Annotated in this window: 14 protein-coding genes; 6 read left to right on the plus strand and 8 right to left on the minus strand. The window is 60.0% G+C overall.

Translation table 11 applies throughout. The features are described 5' to 3' along the window. From E3W21_RS01480 to E3W21_RS01490, 3 genes are all read left to right on the plus strand, one after another. Positions 1 to 401, plus strand: a 401-nt coding sequence (locus tag E3W21_RS01480) for an NUDIX domain-containing protein (RefSeq protein WP_256661470.1), incomplete at its 5' end; no start/stop codon positions are given. 24 nt (positions 402 to 425) lie between these two features. Further along, positions 426 to 1,064, plus strand: a complete 639-nt coding sequence (locus E3W21_RS01485; RefSeq protein ID WP_134417389.1) for a LysE family translocator — start codon at positions 426 to 428, stop codon at positions 1,062 to 1,064. Between the two features lie 2 nt (positions 1,065 to 1,066). After that, positions 1,067 to 1,564, plus strand: a complete 498-nt coding sequence (locus tag E3W21_RS01490) for a GNAT family N-acetyltransferase (protein ID WP_134417391.1) — start codon at positions 1,067 to 1,069, stop codon at positions 1,562 to 1,564. 105 nt (positions 1,565 to 1,669) lie between these two features. On the opposite strand, the gene metR is transcribed toward E3W21_RS01490, so the two are convergent. Further along, entirely contained in the window at positions 1,670 to 2,587 is a 918-nt protein-coding gene (gene metR / locus E3W21_RS01495; protein WP_008155262.1) for a transcriptional regulator MetR, read from the minus strand. Positions 2,588 to 2,706: 119 nt separating this feature from the next. Here metR and metE point away from each other — a divergent pair, with 119 nt between their 5' ends. Continuing rightward, entirely contained in the window at positions 2,707 to 5,019 is a 2,313-nt protein-coding gene (gene metE / locus E3W21_RS01500; protein WP_134417393.1) for a 5-methyltetrahydropteroyltriglutamate--homocysteine S-methyltransferase, read from the plus strand. Positions 5,020 to 5,062: 43 nt separating this feature from the next. Here the strand turns inward: metE and E3W21_RS01505 are convergent, their stop codons facing one another. Next, on the minus strand, positions 5,063 to 10,276 hold the full coding sequence (locus tag E3W21_RS01505) for a dermonecrotic toxin domain-containing protein (protein WP_134417395.1): 5,214 nt from the start codon (positions 10,274 to 10,276) through the stop codon (positions 5,063 to 5,065). Positions 10,277 to 10,481: 205 nt separating this feature from the next. Between E3W21_RS01505 and E3W21_RS01510 the strand changes: the two genes are divergently transcribed. Then, on the plus strand, positions 10,482 to 11,501 hold the full coding sequence (locus E3W21_RS01510; RefSeq protein WP_134417397.1) for an alpha/beta fold hydrolase: 1,020 nt from the start codon (positions 10,482 to 10,484) through the stop codon (positions 11,499 to 11,501). Positions 11,502 to 11,688: 187 nt separating this feature from the next. Further along, on the plus strand, positions 11,689 to 12,354 hold the full coding sequence (locus tag E3W21_RS01515) for a DsbA family oxidoreductase (protein ID WP_134417399.1): 666 nt from the start codon (positions 11,689 to 11,691) through the stop codon (positions 12,352 to 12,354). Positions 12,355 to 12,540: 186 nt separating this feature from the next. Here E3W21_RS01515 and E3W21_RS01520 read toward each other — a convergent pair whose 3' ends face one another. The 6 genes from E3W21_RS01520 to E3W21_RS01545 all read right to left on the minus strand — a co-directional run bounded on the left by E3W21_RS01520 (position 12,541) and on the right by E3W21_RS01545 (position 18,423). After that, on the minus strand, positions 12,541 to 12,870 hold the full coding sequence (locus E3W21_RS01520; protein WP_177327890.1) for a GlpM family protein: 330 nt from the start codon (positions 12,868 to 12,870) through the stop codon (positions 12,541 to 12,543). 8 nt (positions 12,871 to 12,878) lie between these two features. Further along, positions 12,879 to 14,207 (minus strand): sigma-54 dependent transcriptional regulator, encoded by a 1,329-nt coding sequence (locus tag E3W21_RS01525; protein ID WP_008155247.1) that lies wholly within the window; start codon positions 14,205 to 14,207, stop codon positions 12,879 to 12,881. After that, entirely contained in the window at positions 14,204 to 16,105 is a 1,902-nt protein-coding gene (locus E3W21_RS01530; protein ID WP_134417401.1) for a sensor histidine kinase, read from the minus strand. The genes E3W21_RS01525 and E3W21_RS01530 overlap by 4 nt, the downstream gene beginning before the upstream one ends. A gap of 169 nt (positions 16,106 to 16,274) precedes the next feature. Then, positions 16,275 to 17,009, minus strand: a complete 735-nt coding sequence (locus tag E3W21_RS01535) for an amino acid ABC transporter ATP-binding protein (protein WP_046047081.1) — start codon at positions 17,007 to 17,009, stop codon at positions 16,275 to 16,277. Beyond that, complete coding sequence (locus E3W21_RS01540; RefSeq protein WP_129445065.1) at positions 17,006 to 17,677, minus strand: amino acid ABC transporter permease; 672 nt, start codon at positions 17,675 to 17,677, stop codon at positions 17,006 to 17,008. The genes E3W21_RS01535 and E3W21_RS01540 overlap by 4 nt, the downstream gene beginning before the upstream one ends. After that, entirely contained in the window at positions 17,677 to 18,423 is a 747-nt protein-coding gene (locus tag E3W21_RS01545) for an amino acid ABC transporter permease (RefSeq protein ID WP_074874021.1), read from the minus strand. Before E3W21_RS01545 ends, E3W21_RS01540 begins: the two co-directional genes overlap by 1 nt. Positions 18,424 to 18,438 lie beyond the last annotated feature (15 nt).

Here is an 18,438-nt window from a genome sequence, read left to right on the forward strand (position 1 = left end):
TCCGTATCGCCGCCGCCCTGTTGATCGGCCCGGACGGTCGCACGTTGTTGGTCCGCAAGCGCGGCACAGAGGCGTTCATGCAGCCGGGGGGCAAGATCGAAGCCCATGAGCAACCGGTCCACGCGCTGGCCCGTGAACTGGAAGAAGAATTGGGCCTGGTCATCGATCCGGCACACGCCACTTATCTGGGGCAATTCTCGGCACCGGCCGCCAACGAGCCGGGTTTTACCGTCCAGGCCGAACTCTTTCAGCTGACCATCGATTCAGACGTATCGCCTGCGGCGGAGATCGAAGAGGTGCGCTGGATCGACCCGGCCACCGACGGTAATGTCACGCTGGCGCCATTGACACGGGACCTGATCCTGCCGTTTTATCGTGCCTTGTTAACCGAAACTGCCTGATTATTCCCGGACAAAGGACTGCCCATGATCCCGCTTCAAGACTTGCTGATCTTTGCCGCTGCCGCATTGCTGATGGTGCTGACGCCGGGGCCGAACATGATTTACCTGATCTCCCGTTCGATCTGCCAGGGGCGCAAGGCCGGTGTGACCTCGTTGCTCGGTGTGGTCGCGGGGTTTTTCGTGCACCTGTTCGCGGCCGCTGCCGGTTTGACTGCGGTGTTTCTGGCGGTGCCGATGGCCTACGAAGTGCTGAAGTGGGCCGGTGCGCTGTACCTGATGTGGTTGGCCTGGCAGGCGGTCAAACCGGGTGCGCGTTCACCGTTCGAGGCGCAGCAGTTGCTGCCGGACTCGTCGCGCAAACTGATCACCATGGGTTTTCTCACGAGCGCGCTGAACCCGAAGATCGCCGTGTTTTATTTGTCGGTGTTTCCGCAGTTCATCACGCCTGAGCATGGCTCGGTGTTCACTCAAAGCATCACGCTGGGTCTGACTCAGATCAGCGTCAGTTTCAGCGTCAATCTGCTGATCGCGCTGTTCGCTGCGGGCATCGCCTCCTGGTTCGTCAACAACCCGTCCTGGCTGGCGGTGCAGCGCTATTTCATGGGGTTCGTGCTGTCGGCGCTGGCGGTGCGACTGATGCTGGAACAACGACGGATGGCTTGAACATGTGGATTGAACGGCTTGATGCCAGTCATGCCCTGGACTATCGGGCGCTGATGCTCGAAGCCTATGACCTGCATCCCCAGGCGTTTACCTCCAGCGTGCGCGAACGCGCCGTGATGCCATTGAGTTGGTGGGAATCACGCCTGACCAGCAAGCTGGACGTGGTGTTCGGCGCGTTCGAAAACGGTGAGTTGGCGGGCATCGTCGGCCTGGCCTTCGAACCCCGGGAAAAGGCCCGGCACAAGGCGACATTGTTTGGCATGTACGTGTCGGGCAAAGTCCGGCAACGCGGGGTCGGTTATCACCTGGTGCAGGCCGCCCTGGCTGAAGCGCAGGACCATAAAGGTCTGAAGCTGATCCAGCTGACCGTCACCGCCGGCAATGACGCCGCGTTCAACCTGTACCAGCGTTGCGGCTTCATCCAGTTTGGTCTCGAACCTTTGGCGGTACGGGGGGGCGAGGACTACTTCGACAAAATCCATATGTGGCGAGAGCTCTAAAGATCGCAGCCTCGTTTCACTCGACAGCTCCTACAGGGTTTGGCGAACTCCTGTAGGAGCTGTCGAGTGAAACGAGGCTGCGATCTTTTTATTACCACTATTTAGTCAGCGAACTGCGCTGACGCCGTCGAGTGTCGAAAACGATGTGTCCTTCGCGGTCAGCAGGAAGTCGCGCATGTACGGCGCATCCAGCATGTCGGCGCGAATCCCGGCGTACAGCGTCGCAAACAAACCTTTCTCACCCAGCCGCTTGGCCTTCACATAACCCCGTGAGCTGTATTCATGCAGCGCCCAATGGGGCATGCCGCACACACCGCGGCCACTGGCCACCAATTGCATCATCATCACCGTCAGTTCCGACGTGCGGACCTGCGCCGGTTCGATATCGGCCGGTTCCAGGAAACGGGTGAAGATGTCCAGCCGATCACGCTCCACCGGGTAGGTGATCAGCGTTTCCGTGAGCAAATCTTCCGGGACGATGTAGGCCTTGCTCGCCAAACGGTGCTGGTTGGCCACCGCGAGCATCGCTTCATAGGTGAACAACGGCACGTAAGTGATCCCGGCCAGTTCCAGCGGGTCAGACGTCACCACCAAATCCAGATCGCCACGGGCCAATGCCGGCAGTGGGGCGAAAGAAAATCCTGAGGCCAGGTCCAGTTCGACTTCCGGCCAGGCATCGCGGAACTGGTCGATGGTCGGCATCAGCCACTGGAAGCAACTGTGGCACTCGATCGCCATGTGCAAGCGCCCGGCAGTGCCCCCGGCCAGCCGCGCGATATCGCGCTCGGCGCCGCGCAGCAATGGCAGGGTCGCGTCAGCCAGTTGCAGCAGGCGCAAACCGGCACTGGTGAAACGCACCGGTTTGGTCTTGCGCACGAACAGCGGCATGCCCATGCGCTCCTCCAGTTCCTTGAACTGGTGGGACAGGGCCGACTGCGTCAGGTGCAGGCGGTCGGCCGCATCGACCAGGCTATCGGCTTCGCGCAAGGCGTGCAGGGTCTTCAGGTGACGGATTTCAAGCACCGGGGGCTCCATGAGGAAAACTTGTGATCAACACGAAAAGGTTGAGTTTGTCTCATGTTGGGTTGGGTGTCGACAATAGCGCCATGTTTTACAGCATCTTTTATAGGGAGCAATTTCACATGGCCTTGGCACACACACTTGGTTTCCCGCGCATCGGCGCTGACCGCGAACTGAAAAAAGCCCTCGAATCCTACTGGAAGGGCGATCTGGATCAGGACGCGCTGAAAAGCGTCGGCCGCCAATTGCGCGCCACCCATTGGCAATTGCAGAAAGACGCCGGCATCGACCTGCTGCCCGTGGGCGACTTCGCCTGGTACGACCAGGTCCTGACCCATTCCTTGACCTTCGGTGTGATTCCCGAGCGTTTCGACAGCGCCAAGAACTCACGCGGCCTGCTGACCCTCGACACCCTGTTCGCCATGGCCCGTGGCGCCACGGCTGCCTGCTGCGGCGGCGAACACAGCAAAGCGCAATACGCCCAGGAACTGACCAAGTGGTTCGACACCAACTACCACTATCTGGTCCCGGAATTCACCGCTGATCAGCAGTTCAAACTGAGCTGGGAACAGCTGTTCGACGAAGTCGACGAAGCCAAGGCGCTGGGCCACAACGTTAAACCGGTAATCATCGGTCCACTGACTTACCTGTGGCTGGGCAAGGCCAAAGGCAACGACTTCGACAAGCTCGACCTGCTGGAACGCCTGCTGCCGATCTACGGCGAAATCCTCGGTCGCCTCGCTGCTCAAGGCGTGGAGTGGGTGCAGATCGACGAGCCGATCCTGACCCTTGACCTGCCACAGGCCTGGAAAAACGCTTTCGAGCGCGCTTACCACATCCTTCAATACTCGCCGCTGAAAAAACTGGTGGCGACCTACTTCAGTGGCCTGGAAGGCAACCTCGGCCTGGCGGTCAGCCTGCCGGTACAAGGCCTGCACATCGACGCCGTGCGTGCGCCGGATCAACTCGGCCAAGTGCTGGACCGTCTGCCGACCTACAAGATTCTCTCGGTAGGCCTGGTGAATGGTCGCAACGTCTGGCGCTGCGAACTGGAGCAAGTGCTCGCTCAACTGCAACCGGCCCAGGAACGCTTTGGCGACAACCTGTGGGTCAGCAGTTCCTGCTCACTGCTGCACAGCCCGGTGGATCTGGATCGCGAAGACAAACTCGACTCGGAACTGAAAAGCTGGCTGGCGTTTGCCGTGCAGAAGTGTGGCGAAATCGCCGTGCTGCGTGATGCCTTGAACGATCCGCAATCGCCCAAAGTGCAAGCCGCCCTGTCCGAAAGCCGTGCCATTCAAGCCAGCCGTGCCGAGTCGCCGCGTATCCATAAAGCCGAGGTGCAGGCGCGCATCAACGCCATCGGTTCGGCGGACAGCCAACGTCACTCGCCGTTCGCCAAACGCATCGAGCAACAACGTGCGCGGTTGAAACTGCCGGCATTCCCGACCACCACCATCGGCTCGTTCCCGCAGACCGGTTCGATTCGTCTGGCGCGGCAAGCGTTCAAGCAAGGCAAGCTGTCGGCCAACGATTACACCGACGCCATGCACAGCGAAATCCGCCATGCCGTGCAAGTCCAGGAACGCCTGGGGCTGGACGTGCTGGTACACGGTGAAGCCGAACGCAACGACATGGTCGAGTACTTCGCCGAGCAACTGGACGGCTACCTGTTCACCCGTTTCGGCTGGGTGCAGAGCTACGGTTCGCGTTGCGTGAAACCGGCGATCATCTACGGCGACCTGAGCCGTCCGACCGCCATGACCGTCGACTGGATCACCTATGCCCAGAGCCTGACCGACAAGGTCATGAAAGGCATGCTCACCGGTCCCGTGACCATGCTGATGTGGTCGTTCCCGCGTGAAGACGTCTCGCGCAAAATCCAGGCTCAGCAGTTGGCCCTGGCCCTGCGTGACGAAGTGGTGGACCTGGAAGCCGCCGGCATCAAGATCGTGCAGATCGACGAAGCTGCCTTCCGCGAAGGCTTGCCACTGCGCCGGGCGCAATGGCAGGAATACCTCGATTGGGCGGTGGAAGCCTTCCGCTTGAGCGCATCCGGTGTGCGGGACGAAACCCAGATCCACACCCACATGTGCTACAGCGAATTCAACGATGTGATCCAGTCCATCGCGGCGATGGACGCCGATGTGATCACCATCGAAACCTCGCGTTCAGACATGGAATTGCTGGAGGCTTTTGAAGCGTTCGACTACCCGAATGACATCGGTCCGGGCGTGTATGACATCCACTCGCCACGGGTGCCGGACACGGCCGAGATGGTGAAATTGATGAGCAAAGCCGTGAAGCGCATTCCGGCGGAGCGGTTGTGGGTGAACCCGGATTGCGGGCTGAAGACCCGGGCGTGGCCGGAGACTGAGGCGGCGTTGGTGAACATGGTGGCGGCGGCGCGGCAACTGCGAAGTCAGTTGGCATAAAGTAACCAAAACGGGAGCGGACAAACCGCTCCCGTTTTACGTTCTAAACCTGATCGAAATGTTTGAGTGCTGCTGATTGTTTGCCGATATCGGCATAGGGAAGCGCAGCGTTGTCGGCGTGGGTCAGAAATCGGTGTTCCGGCAGTTTTAGATGAGCCTTCTCGAATGCACCGAATGCAGGTGCTGCCTTGGCATAGTGGAAATGGGCATACCACAGCACCTTGGGAGGTGTTGCAGTCAGATCCCATACTTCGTACTCCTGCAGGTAATCGATTCGACCGTCAGGGCGTTTACCCAGGTTTTTCATTGGGCTCGTTTTGCGTATCTCCAAGACGTGTTGGCCGACCAGGTCGTCGAGCATTCCATCGGTAGGTTTTTTGGTACTCAACGACTGCCGAGTACGTATTTCACGTCCGCGGGTGGTGAGTTCGGCGGCCTTGTCGCGCAGTTGCTGGATGATGGTGTGCTGTGGAGCAATTTCCTCGATGGGAAGGGCGCGCCGGGTCAACTCGCTGGCCTCACTGACCATCATGTGCTCCAGATCGACCGGGAGCATGCCTTGACCCGCATAGGCTTGAACCTTGGCCTCGTACGTCTGCTGCGATTGCAGTCGGCTGCGGGCATCTTCGACCAGGGAGCCAAGGTCCCTTTGAACAGGGCGAGTTGCCTTTTGCGGCGGGTTCAGCAGGCGAAATTTGCCGTTTGAACCTTGTTCCCAAACCTCCTCGAATCCGCCCTGTCCTGTCAGGGAGTATTGCCGCTTTTGGGTCGTCGGTTCCCAGCGTTCCACCCCAATCAGCAATTGATCGTCTTCGGTGGTGAACACCTTTTTGCTGCGTTGCCCGGCAGGGGAAGCGGGAGCCGGCTGATCGATGGCCTTGCGCGCCCGTTCGGCCATTTTTTCGATACCCTCCAGCAGGGGCGGCACGGTGTCCAGATGGAAGTGCTGTGGGTAGCTGGTGGTCCAGACATTCATATTGCGGCGAAACTGCCCGTAAAGATCGAGGCACTCCTGCAATATCTGATTGCGCTGGGCTCTGGTGGCGGTGACTTCCGGCAAGCTGTATTGAGTGAACAAGGAGCGATCGACTTTGGCCCGCAGATTCTCTGCCTGTCCTTGCAGATAGAACCAGGAGATATCTTGGGTTGTGTCAAAGCGTTTGACGATTTCCAGCCGGTGGCCGGTTCTCAAGTAGAGCAGATTGGTCTCGCTGAGCCGCCCATTCAACATCATGACTTCGGAGCTCAGTTGTGCCTTTTGGGTGCTGACTGTTATGCGCTCGTACCACAGGTTGAGATCGCGCATCGCGGCCTCGATTTGATCCAGCTCGTGCATGAAATCCACACGCACCTTTCTGACGTCTTGCAGAATACGGAAGCGCTCGCTGAGCGCAGTGTCCGGCAGTGCGTCCAGACGGTCGATGAAATCGTCGATCCTGTCGAGCATCCGATCGGCCCGATGATTGGCCAAGAACACCCGTTGCTTGTACCGATCAGTGATCAGCAGGGCGTCATGGCTCTGCATTTCCCTGAGCACGCGCCTTTTGTTGCCATGGGTCAGGGGTAACAGATCAACCAGTGTCTGGTAGTGTCTGCTGGCCAGTTCAATGTCGCCGATACACGCAGCTTCGGTAGCCGGTATCAGTGTCGGACGGTGCTCTACGGCGCTGGCATTGTACTGTTCAATGGCGGCGTTGGTACGCGCAATCCGGGTATCGAGTTGCGGGGCAAAGTCGTCGGCCGCTTCGGTCAGTGCGTGATTTCGGCGAAAAGCCTGATCGGCCCACCATCGCGGCAGGCGTTGGCGAATGGCGGCAGGCCAGAGCGGATCAAGGGTATCCGCCAGATGCCCGAGCGCACCGCCGCCGCCGAGCCCGCCGCCCTCGAAGGTCACCCCGTAGACACCGAAGTAAGTGTCCCAACGCCCTGCTTCATCAAGGCCGATGGGTTGTTTATAGGTTTTTTGACGAGTGCCGCTCAGTCGCCAGTTTCGTGAATCCGTGCTGCGTTCAACCTGAAAGATGCGTCCCTGGCGAACGATAAAGTCGCCGTCGGCGTGACGGTAGATATTGCGGTAAATGCCATGGGTGGCTGGTTGCAGGCCTGTCAGGGAGATCGGCTTTTCGTAATCGTAACCGGCGAAGCGCTGGAAACCGTGCTGCGCTTGACGTTTTGTGCGCCCTTGCAACGCTCCCGTGCTTTTGCCCATTGCTGCCGTTTGACGAAGCCGTGTCAGTGAGCGAGCACCCTTGGCTGAACCGGAGCCTGCGGCAACGCCTGGAAGAATGTCCATGGCGGCATCGATCAATGACAGCAGTACCGATTCAATCTCCGCCAACCCATCGCCGACTTCACCGCGCAATAGTGCCGCGACTGCCCGGTTGGCACTGGTCCAGGCATCGTATAAAGCGATGGCCGTGCCGACAAAGGGCACCACGCCCAACGCCATCTTCATGTAATTGAACGCCCTCGGACCACTGAGCGCGTAGCGCTCCAGGTACAAGGCATCGTTGGAACGGGAGGTTCCGCGATGCGCTTCGATCAGGCGTCCCATATGGGCATTGAGCAGGTGCTCCGCCAGTGACGTTGTTTTCGGCCAGGGCAGCCCCACCCCGATCATGGCGTCGAAATGTTTGAGCACGGCCTGATCGATGCGACTGGTATGGGCCTGCACATTACCCTGCAAGGCCCGGCCCGCCAGGTAACTGACCATTTCGCTACGCAGACACAGGTTGAACAACGCCTTGCGCGCCGATTCCAGGGTGGTGTAGCTCCGCAGGAACTGGCCGTCGGGACTGTCGGGCAGATAGAGCAACGTCATCCCGCTGATTTGCTCTTCAATGAAGGTCACCCCGGACAACGTGGTGGGGCCTTGATTGTGGGTGTCTTTTCCGCCGGCACTCAGGTAGGCCGGCAGAATCGCGATGCGCTTGCGATCAGCGCGCCAGGCTTCCTGGGTGTTGGCGTCGATGGCGATGAGCAACACCTGCAATTCGTCGTGGCTGATTTGTTTCTGCAGTCGCGCGGATTCCCCCTGCAACTTGAGCATCAAGCGCCAGGGCTCGATCAGGCATTCGCGCAGGTGTTCCCTCGCGAAGGCAGATTCGGTTGCCGAGCCGGTGAATGCGTCGCGGATCAACTGTTCATAGGCTTTGGGCAGGTCAAGCTCGGGCAGGGTCTTGCGCAGGTAGCGCAGTGTGATGCCGTTGGCAAGCGCCTGACGCTCGGCAGTGTCTGCTGCGGTGACTTCGACGCGCATGGCGCCCAGTCGCAGTGACAGGGGCTCGAGCTGCATCGACGGGGTGTTGTCGATATTGGTTTGGGCCAGTTCTTCGAGTGACATCTTGCTGCGTGCCTTGCTGGGTACCGCGACGAGTTTCTGCGGGGTTCCCGGGGCGGCACCGTCGGTCAGTTGCTTTTGCAGAGTGACGGAATCCGGCAGGTCAAGTTGCACGTCAAAATGACCCTGGATCGAAAAGTCCTTTCGCAGGCGGGCCTGTAAGTGTTGCCGGGTGAAGTCATCGCGAGGCGTCAGGGCGAGTTCCAGCTGTGTGTGGCTGCGACGCATCGCCACAATGTACGACTCGATCAGGGCCTTGAGTTCAACGCGGTCGGCCACAGACAATTGGGTGAGCCATTCGGGCTTGCGGGTGTACAGCGTGGCACTGCGGTTTTGCTCCAACAGGTGCGAGAACGCCAGGCTTCTGGCTGCATGCCCCGGGACCTGTAAACCGGCGAGGGCGTGCTTGCGCAGTGCTTCCAGTTGATTGTTCGTATCGGTCTGGCGCTGACGTATTTCCCCTGCCTTCTCTTCAAAGTCGGTGGTCTGTTTGTTGAGACTATAGAGCAGGGGGTCGGTACTTATTTTTTTTAGCTGCAAGGCCAGAACGTTGTCCCGGTCCTGGATCTTGAACATCTGTCGCTCCAGCTCTGTGCGGTTGGCGAACCGTTGCAAGCCGCCGCCAGCGCCGGGCCAGTACAGCAAAAGGCTGTGGGGCGATGCGGCGTCGAGCAGCGCCCGGGTGATGACGAAAGGGCCGTTGAGCGCCTGGGTCGTGACTTTGCCGGTATGCTCGGTCATTGACAGTGTCAGGCTGGCAGCGGTGATAGTGGCATCACGATCGGCCGCATGCGGTGTGTCCAATACTGCTTTAAGCAAGCTGAATTCGTCGCTGCTGATCTGTTTCAGGGCCAATTGGAGCTGGGCCTCGGCGCGCAGACCATCCATGTGCGCCAGATACAGCGCGCTGAACTCACGGTTGATAGTCGTAAAGTCGAAGGTACGCGACCTGTAAAGCAGGGCGGTTGCGGCCTTGTCGGCGACTTGCTCTGCCGTCTCCAGCGCCTTCAGTGCCGCCTTGAATGGCTGTTGACGGTCGCTTTCGAATTCATCCCCCAATAGCGTTTCGAGTGCATCGCGCTGCCTGTTCAGCGAGACCTGCCGCTGCGACCACGGAATATCGGCATACAGGCTGCCGAACGGCGGTGGTTCGTCTTCATCGACAATGCTTTCGATTGATATCGGGTTATCAAGACCGGGTGGCACGGCGAAAAAGGTTGCGCTCGAGTGCGGTGGGTTTGAAAGCAGAGCGCTGATGCCCGCCTTCAGCGGTTGAGTGTTGGCCGTGTATTCAAAGCGGATTTTATCGTCGGGCAGGCCTTGGGGGATGAGAGATTGTCGCGACAGCCAGTCTTCCATGTCGCTGCGCTGAGTGAAGACCTGAATGGGAACAGGCCGGCAAGGTAGATACAGCAACTGCATGGTGGGTTGCCGATCACCCACGCTGATGACCCAGGCGGCGGGGAGTTTCAGGGTACCGCTGTCGCTCAACACCAGGGTCAACTGCTCTGTCTGGATAGGCTGATTGTCCAGGATCAGGCCCGAGGCGGGAGGGTCCATGATCAACAACAGCGGCTTCAACTGCTCGGCGCTGAGGGTTCTGCGAGCGAACGCCACTTGTGCGGCGGCCTCAAAATGACTGCGGTACAACTGACCCGCCCGCTCGCGCCGCGCCACCGGCGTACCGGGTGCTCGGGCGTCCCAATAGGCATTCCAGCGTTCGTTGAGCGATGGTTCAGTGCGGTGGCTTCTCAACGGTGCGGCGGCGAACAACGCTTGCAAACCCTGGCTGCTGTCGCGCCAGCGCGCCGAGGCACTCAGCAACAGGCTTTCATCGGAGTTATCTTTCAGGGGCGGATGGGCCGGTATCACGACCGGCGGGGAGACGGGCAGGGGGCTGAACGCACTTTCATTCATGGCAACGTGTCTCTGTGCAGGGGAGCGGTGTATCCGCTCTTGAAGAGCGCCATTAAAAGAAATCCGCAACCGTCCATGGCACTACATAGTTATCGCGTCGACCATTGGGCGATATTCATGAAACTGTCACGCAACTGTGGCAGCGCGCTTGAACAAACTTCATCAGACTCGCGCTCTACTGGAGTTCTGCGTTTCGGTGTTTTTCATGCGTGTTTTCTTTTTCCTGGCCGCGCTGTTGTTCGGCCTGCCGTCCTTGGCGGCGTCTCGTTGCGATATCAATGTTCCGACCGAGCGGGTCGATCTGGCACAGGTGAGCCTGGCGTACCAGAGTATCGGCCGTGCGTCGGACCCTGCGTTGTTGCTGGTGATGGGCCTTGGCGGGCAGTTGATTCACTGGCCGGATGAGGTGGTGGTCGCGCTGTGTCAGCAGGGTTTTCGGGTCATTCGCTATGACAATCGCGATGTCGGTCTCTCGACCTGGCGGCAAACGCCCGTCGACGCGAACCTGACCTTCGAAGTGCTGCGCTACAAACTGGGTTTGCCGGTGTCGGCGCCATACACCCTGACCGATATGGCTGACGATGCTTTTGGCTTGATGGATGCGTTGCACGTCGAGCAATTCCACGTGTTGGGCGCGAGCATGGGCGGGATGATTGCCCAGCACATGGCAGCGATGGCGCCTCAACGGGTCGAGAGCCTGACCCTGATCATGACCAGTTCCGGGGCCGAAGGCTTGCCGGCGCCGAGTGCGGCGTTGGTGCAACTGTTGTCGCGTCGTGGGGCGCCCAATCGCGAAGTGGCGCTGGAGCAGCAAGCCGATTTGCTGGCGGCGCTAGGCAGCCCGACGGTGAGTGATGATCGGCAAGCGCTACTGCATCAGGCGGCGCAGTCCTATGACCGGGCGTTCAACCCCGAAGGCGTGAAGCGCCAGATCATGGCGATTCTCGCCGAGCGCAGTCGTGTCGCGCTGCTCAATCAACTGCGCGTTCCGACGCTGGTGGTTCACGGCACTGCTGATCCGTTGCTGCCGGTCATGCACGGTGTGCACCTGGCGGCGCATATCCGCGGCAGTCAGCTGAAGTTGATTCCTGGTTTGGCCCATCGTTTCCAGGAGGCGTTCAAGGCGCCGTTGCTGGCGGCGGTGTTGCCGTACTTGCAGGCCCACCGCGAAGACACCTCGCATTGGGCGCAGATTGATCCGGTGGCAACCCCGAATCTCCTGTAATCCCCAATCCAGATGTGGGAGCGGGCTTGCTCGCGAAAGCGGTGTATCAGTCAAGCAGATGGCGACTGACACGATGCCTTCGCGAGCAAGCCCGCTCCCACAAGGGATTAGTGGAACGGCTGCCACCTCGGTCTCGTCGGGTGTATCGTTCGAACTTTCCGGCGCGTTCCAGTCTGCGAGGTGTGTGATGAGTGCCCCCCTGAAAATCGATTTCGTCAGCGACGTGTCCTGCCCCTGGTGCGTCGTCGGCCTTTACGGCCTGACCCGAGCCCTGGATTTGCTGGGCGACGAGGTGCAGGCCGAGATCCGTTTCCAGCCGTTCGAACTGAACCCGAAGATGGGCCCGGAAGGGCAGAACATCACCGAACACATCACCGAGAAGTACGGCTCGACGCCCGAGCAATCCCAGAAGAATCGCGAGATGATCCGCGCGCGTGGCGCCGAGGTCGGGTTTGCGTTTCGCACGGACGTTAACAGTCGCATCTACAACACCTTCGACGCCCACCGCTTGCTGTTCTGGGCGGGACTGGAGGGGTTGCAGTTCAATCTGAAAGAGGCGCTGTTCAAGTTGTATTTCACCGAGGGCGGCAATCCGTCCGACCATGGGCAATTGGCGCAGATCGCTCAAAGCGTTGGCCTGGATCGGCAGCGGGCCGAGGCGATACTGGCGTCGGATGAATTCGCCAAAGAAGTTCGCGAGGAAGAGCAGCTGTGGCTATCGCGCGGGGTGAGTTCGGTGCCGACCGTTGTTTTCAACGGGCAGTACGCCGTCACTGGCGGTCAGCCAGTGGAGACGTTTGTCGGGGCGATTCGGCAGATCATGAGTGAAGCGAAGGGCGGGACGGTCAGCTGATTCCCACAAAACTTGTAGCAGTTGCCGAGCCTGCGAGGCTGCGCTCGGCTGCGAAGCAGTCGCAAAACTTGCCACCGTGTTCTTTCAGGAAAACGGCATTGATCGGATTACGACTGCTACGCAGCCGAACGCAGCCTCGCAGGCTCGGCAGCTGCTACAGGCGGGTTTCGGGCAGGATCAAAAATCTCAGCCGTGAAGGCGCACCCAAACGCTGACCAGCACCGTCGCCGCCATCAACCAAGCCACCGCCGCTACAGCGAGCGAAGCCTCCAGCCGCATCCGGTCCACCATCACATACAACGTCGCCAGGTAGATGAAGTAAGGAATGATCGACCACATCCCAAACACGATGGTGGTCTTCAAATCCTCCAGCGAACGGCCCTTGCCGACGATGTAATGAGCAATCAACGCAAAGGTCGGAAACAGCGGCACCAATCCGGCGATGTAATAGTTTTTGGTCTTGGCCAGCGCGGCGAGGATCACCACCACGGCCGCGCCCAGCGTTGCTTTGAGAATCAGGTCCATCAGTGGCTCAGCCCGTACTTCTTCACTTTGTCGAACAGCGTGGTCTTGGCCATGCCCAGTTCCAGGCTGGCCTGGGTCAGGTTGCCGCCGCTGCGCTGCAGGGCGTCGCTCAGCAGGTTGCGTTCAAACGCTTCTACCGCTTCGGCGAAGGCCAGGCCCTGATTGCTGCCGCTGGCGCCGGATTTCTTGAAGGCCGGCAGGCCGAGGGCAAAACGCTCGGCGACGTTGCGCAATTCACGCACGTTGCCCGGCCAGTCGTGGCTCATCAGGTTCGACAGGGTCTGATTGTCCAGATCCGGCACAGCACGGTCGAAACGCAGGGACGATTGCTGCAGGAAGTGCTCGAACAATTGCAGGATGTCTTCGCGTCGTTCGCGCAGCGGTGGCAATTCGAGGGTCACCACGTTCAGGCGGTAATACAGGTCGCTGCGAAACTCACCAGCCTTGCTCGACTCATCCAGATCGGACTTGGTCGCCGCGATCACCCGGCAATCCACCGCCACACTCTGGTTCGAGCCGAGGCGTTCCAGGGTGCGCTCCTGCAATACCCGCAGCAGTTTGATTTGCAGCGGCAGCGGCATGCTTTCCACTTCGTCGAGAAACAGCGTGCCGCCGTCGGCGTGTTCGATCTTGCCGATTCGTCGTTTCCCGGCACCAGTGAAGGCGTTGGCTTCATGGCCGAAGATTTCGCTTTCGAACAGGTTTTCCGGCAATCCACCGCAGTTCAGCGCGACGAACTGCTTGGTGTGCCGCCGACTGAAGTCGTGCAGGCAACGCGCAACCAGCTCTTTACCGGTGCCGGTCTCGCCTTCGATCAGCACGTTGGCCGACGTATCGGCGACGTTGGCGATCAATTCCCGCAGGTTCTGCATGGCTGGCGAGCGGCCGATGATTCGGCCTTCGAGGGAATCCCGTTCCGCCAGTTGCCGACGCAACGAAGAGACTTCCCGCGCGAGGCTGCGTTGCTCCAGCGCACGGCGCGCCACATCGACCAGACGTTCGGGGGAGAAAGGTTTCTCCATGAAGTCATAGGCGCCTTTCTGCATCGCACCGACAGCCATGGAAATGTCGCCGTGACCGGTAATCAGCACCACCGGCAGACTGCGATCGCGGGCCTTGAGTCGGGTCAGCAATTCCAGACCGTCGATGCCCGGCAGGCGGATGTCGCTGATGACGATCCCGGCAAAGTTATCGCCGACCCGCTCCAGCGCTTCTTCGGCGCTGCCCACGCCCACGCAGGGAATGTCTTCCAGTGTCAGCGCCTGTTGGCAGCCGAGCAGCACATGGGGGTCGTCTTCGACGATCAGCACACTAAGGTCGTTGTTCATATTGGCTCGGCGTGAGTGGGGCTTACCAACGGTAAACTGAGGACGAAGGTGGTACCACCGCTGGCCGGGTGCTCGACACCCAAGTGCCCGCCGGTGGCGGCGGCCAGGCTGGCAGAAAGGGTCAGGCCGAGGCCCAGGCCCTGTTCGCCGGGTTTGGTGGTGAAGAACGGTTCGAACAAATGCTTGCGCGCTTCGGCGTCGATGCCGTGGCCGTTGTCGCGTACACGAAGGCGATATTTGCCATCGAACTCTTCGCCTTCGAGCCACAGTTCTGGCAGCGGCTGTGCCTGCATGGCGTCTAGGGCGTTGCCGATCAGGTTGACCAGAATCTGCTCCAGACGGGTCTGGTCGATCTGTACCTGCAGATCGGCGAAGTCTCGGTGCAGTTGCAGATGCGCGCTTTCCACGCGACCACCGAGCAGCTGCAAGGCTGCATCCACCGCTTTGCCGAGGCTGGCCTGACCTTTGTCGTCACCGCGGCGAGCGAACGAACGCAGGCTGGCGGTGATCCGGCCCATGCGGTCGATCAATTCGTTGATGGTCTTGAGGTTGGTGCAGGCAACGTCCAGTTGACCGCGTTCCAGAAAACGCACGGTGTTGCCGGACAAGGTCCGCAGCGCCGCCAGTGGCTGGTTCAATTCGTGGGCGATGCTGGTGGACATCTGGCCGATGGCCGCGAGTTTACCGGCCTGCACCAGTTCATCCTGGGCGCGGCGTAGCGTCTCTTCGGCCAGACGCCGTTCGCGGATCTGGCCCTTGAGCCGTTCGTTGCTGGCGCGCAGATCAGTGGTGCGTTCGGTAATCCGACGCTCCAGTTGATTGTTGGCTTCCTGCAAGGCTTCCCGGGCGGCGAGGCGCGTGGCAATGACCTTGCGCCGCTCGTTCCAGGCGATCAGCAGGAACGCCACCAGGGCAAACGCCACCGCCACCAGAATCCCCTGATTGATCGCTTCGCGACGCAAATCCTGCAGGGGGGTGAGCAGGGTGAAATTCCACGGGGTATCGCTCAATGGCCGGGTTTGCGAGAGGTAGCTGATGTCCTCTTCATCTGATTCCACTTCGCTGTTGGCGGGGAAGGTGAGTTTTTCCTCGCCTTCGGCCAGTCGTTCACGGGCCAGCGGTTGAAGTTCGTTCAGTGGGAACCAGTAGTACTGAAGGCTGCGGGCCAGTTTTTCCTTGGTCTCGTCGCTCAGCGGCACAACCGATTTCAGGCGCCGTGCCGGATCGCTGGAAAGAATGATGATGCCGTTCTCGTCGCTGACGAAAGCTTCCAGCCGTGCGCGCTGCCAGCGTTCTTCCATGGCTTCGAGGCGGACCTTGACCACTGCGACGCCAATAATCTTGCCGTGTTCTTCCAGGCCATGCGCCAGGTAATAACCGGGCTCGCCGTTGGTGCTGCCGATGCCATAGAAGCGCCCCGGCTGGCCGCGCACGGCATTCTGGAAATAGGCACGGAAGGACAGGTCTTCGCCCAGGTAACTGTCGACATCGCGCCAGTTACTGGTGGCCATGACACGGCCGGTGGTATCCATCACATAGATAGCCCGACTGCGGCTGCGCCGGTTCAGGCCTTCGAGGTATTCATTGACCGTCTGCCGGTGTTCCGGTGACGGGTCGGCCAACAGCTTCGAAACGCTGGATTCGAGTTCCAGCAGGCTGGGCAGGTAGGTGTACTTGCTGATCTCGCTCTCGACGGCGCGGGCGTGCAGTTCCAGCTGACGCTGGCCGTTCTCGCTGAGGCTGCGGATCCCGTAGTGTTCACTGACCCAGAAGCCGAGGTAACCCAATCCGATCATCAGGGCGATGACCAGCGGCGGCAGGAACAGATGGCGAATCAGACGGGGTTTCACGGCGAGTGATGGCGGCGCGGCGCGATAGAGAGTGGGGTCGCATTTCATCACAGATGCCTTGGGTCAACCACAACTACAAGCCCCGAAGATCCCGTGTAGGAGCTGCCGCAGGCTGCGATCTTTTGATCTGCTCAGCAGGCAACTTGTTGCCTGAGCTGGCGCCAACATCAAAAGATCGCTGCCTGCGGCAGCTCCTACAGGGGCGGCCGTGTAGGTTTTAGTGCTGCAGAATCTTGGCGAGGAAATGCTGCGTTCGCTCGGCGCGAGCGTTGATGTCGCCGAAGAACTCCTCTTTCTTGCAGTCTTCGATGATCTTGCCCTGGTCCATGAAAATCACCCGGTCCGCCACTTTGCGGGCGAAGCCCATTTCGTGGGTCACGCACATCATGGTCATGCCTTCGTGGGCCAGTTGCACCATCACGTCGAGTACTTCGTTGACCATTTCAGGGTCCAGCGCCGAGGTCGGTTCGTCGAACAGCATGACGATCGGGTCCATCGCCAGCGCTCGGGCAATCGCCACGCGCTGTTGCTGACCACCGGAGAGCTGGCCCGGATGCTTATGCGCATGGGCAGACAGCCCGACGCGCTCAAGCAGTTGCAGGCCTTTCTTGGTGGCTTCTTCCTTGCTGCGGCCCAACACCTTGATCTGCGCGATGGTCAGGTTTTCGGTGATGGTCAGGTGCGGGAACAGTTCGAAATGCTGGAACACCATGCCAACGCGCGAACGCAGTTTCGGCAGGTTGGTCTTCGGGTCGGCGATGGACGTGCCATCGACCACCACGTCGCCTTTCTGGAACGGTTCCAGGGCATTGACGCATTTGATCAGGGTGGATTTGCCGGAACCGGACGGCCCGCACACCACAATCACTTCGCCTTTTTTGACCTCGGTGCTGCAGTCAGTCAGTACCTGGAAGTCGCCATACCACTTGTTGACATTCTTGATAGAGATCATACGGCAAACCTTTTTTGCAGACGCTTGACCAGCAGCGAGGCGGCAAAGCTGATTGTGAAGTACGTGAGACCTGCAAAGATCAGGAACTCGTTGGAGCGACCGATGATGTCGCCACTGGCACGCGAGGCATTGAGGAAGTCCACCAGACCGACCGCGTAGACCAGCGAGGTGTCCTGAAACAGGATGATGCTCTGTTGCAGCAGCAGCGGGGTCATCTTGCGGAATGCTTGCGGCAGGATGATCAACCGCATCATCTGACCATACGTCATGCCCAAGGCTTGGGCTGCACCCATCTGACCCTTGGAAATCGACTGGACGCCGGCCCGGACGATTTCGCAGAAGTACGCCGCTTCGAACATCATGAACGCCACGATGCACGAGGCAAACGCGCCGATCGGGGTGTCTTCGCCGGTGATCCAGCGCAGTACGAACGGCACCGCCAGGTAGAACCAGGTGATGACCAGCAGCAGCGGAATCGAGCGGAAGTAGTTAACGTAGGCGCCGGCAATGTTCGACAGCAGTTTGCTGTGGGACAGGCGCATCAGCGCCAGGATCGTGCCGAGGATGATCCCGCCGGACACGCCCAGTGCCATCAGTTGCAGGGTCATGACCATGCCGTTCCACAAACCCGGCAGGGACGGGATGATGCCCGAGAAGTCGAATTCCATCATTTACCCCCTACGGAGATCAGGCCCGGTACGGCCACTTTCTTCTCGACCATGCGCATCAGCAGCATCAGGCCCATGTTCAGCGTGAAGTAGATCAGCGTTGCCAGGGTGAAGGCTTCGAACAGGTTGGCGGAAAACTCGGCGGTCTGTTTGGTCTGCGCGAGCAACTCCATCAGGCCGATCAGCGACGCGACGGAAGAGTTCTTGAACACGTTCAGGAATTCCGAGGTGAGCGGCGGAATGATGATCCGATAGGCTTGGGGCAGTAGCACGTTCCAGTAGATTTGTGGCAGCTTGAAGCCCATGGCGCGAGCGGCGGATTCCTGACCACGCGGTAGCGCCTGGATGCCGGTACGCACTTGTTCGCAAACGCGAGCGGCGGTAAACAAGCCCAGGCACACGACAACGCTCAGGTACGCCGAGGTGGTCGGATTGAGATCCTGCTTGTACCAATCTTGCAGGTTCTGAGGCAGCAGGTCGGGCACCAGGAAGTACCAGATGAACAGTTGAACCAGCAGCGGCACGTTACGGAAGAGTTCGACGTAACAGGTCGCGATGCCCGATACGATGCGGTTCGGCACGGTGCGCATGACGCCCAGAATCGAGCCCAGTAGCAGGGCAATGATCCAGGCCACGACGGCGATGGCGATGGTCCAGCCCAAACCGGCGACGTACCAGTCGAGATATGTCTCGCTGCCCACGCCGGTGGACTTGAAGAACACGCCCCAGTCCCAGTTGTAATTCATTAGGGTCTCCCCTCA

The organism is Pseudomonas sp. F01002, assembly GCF_004402115.1.
In the GTDB taxonomy this organism is placed as follows: Bacteria; Pseudomonadota; Gammaproteobacteria; order Pseudomonadales; family Pseudomonadaceae; genus Aquipseudomonas; species Aquipseudomonas frigoris.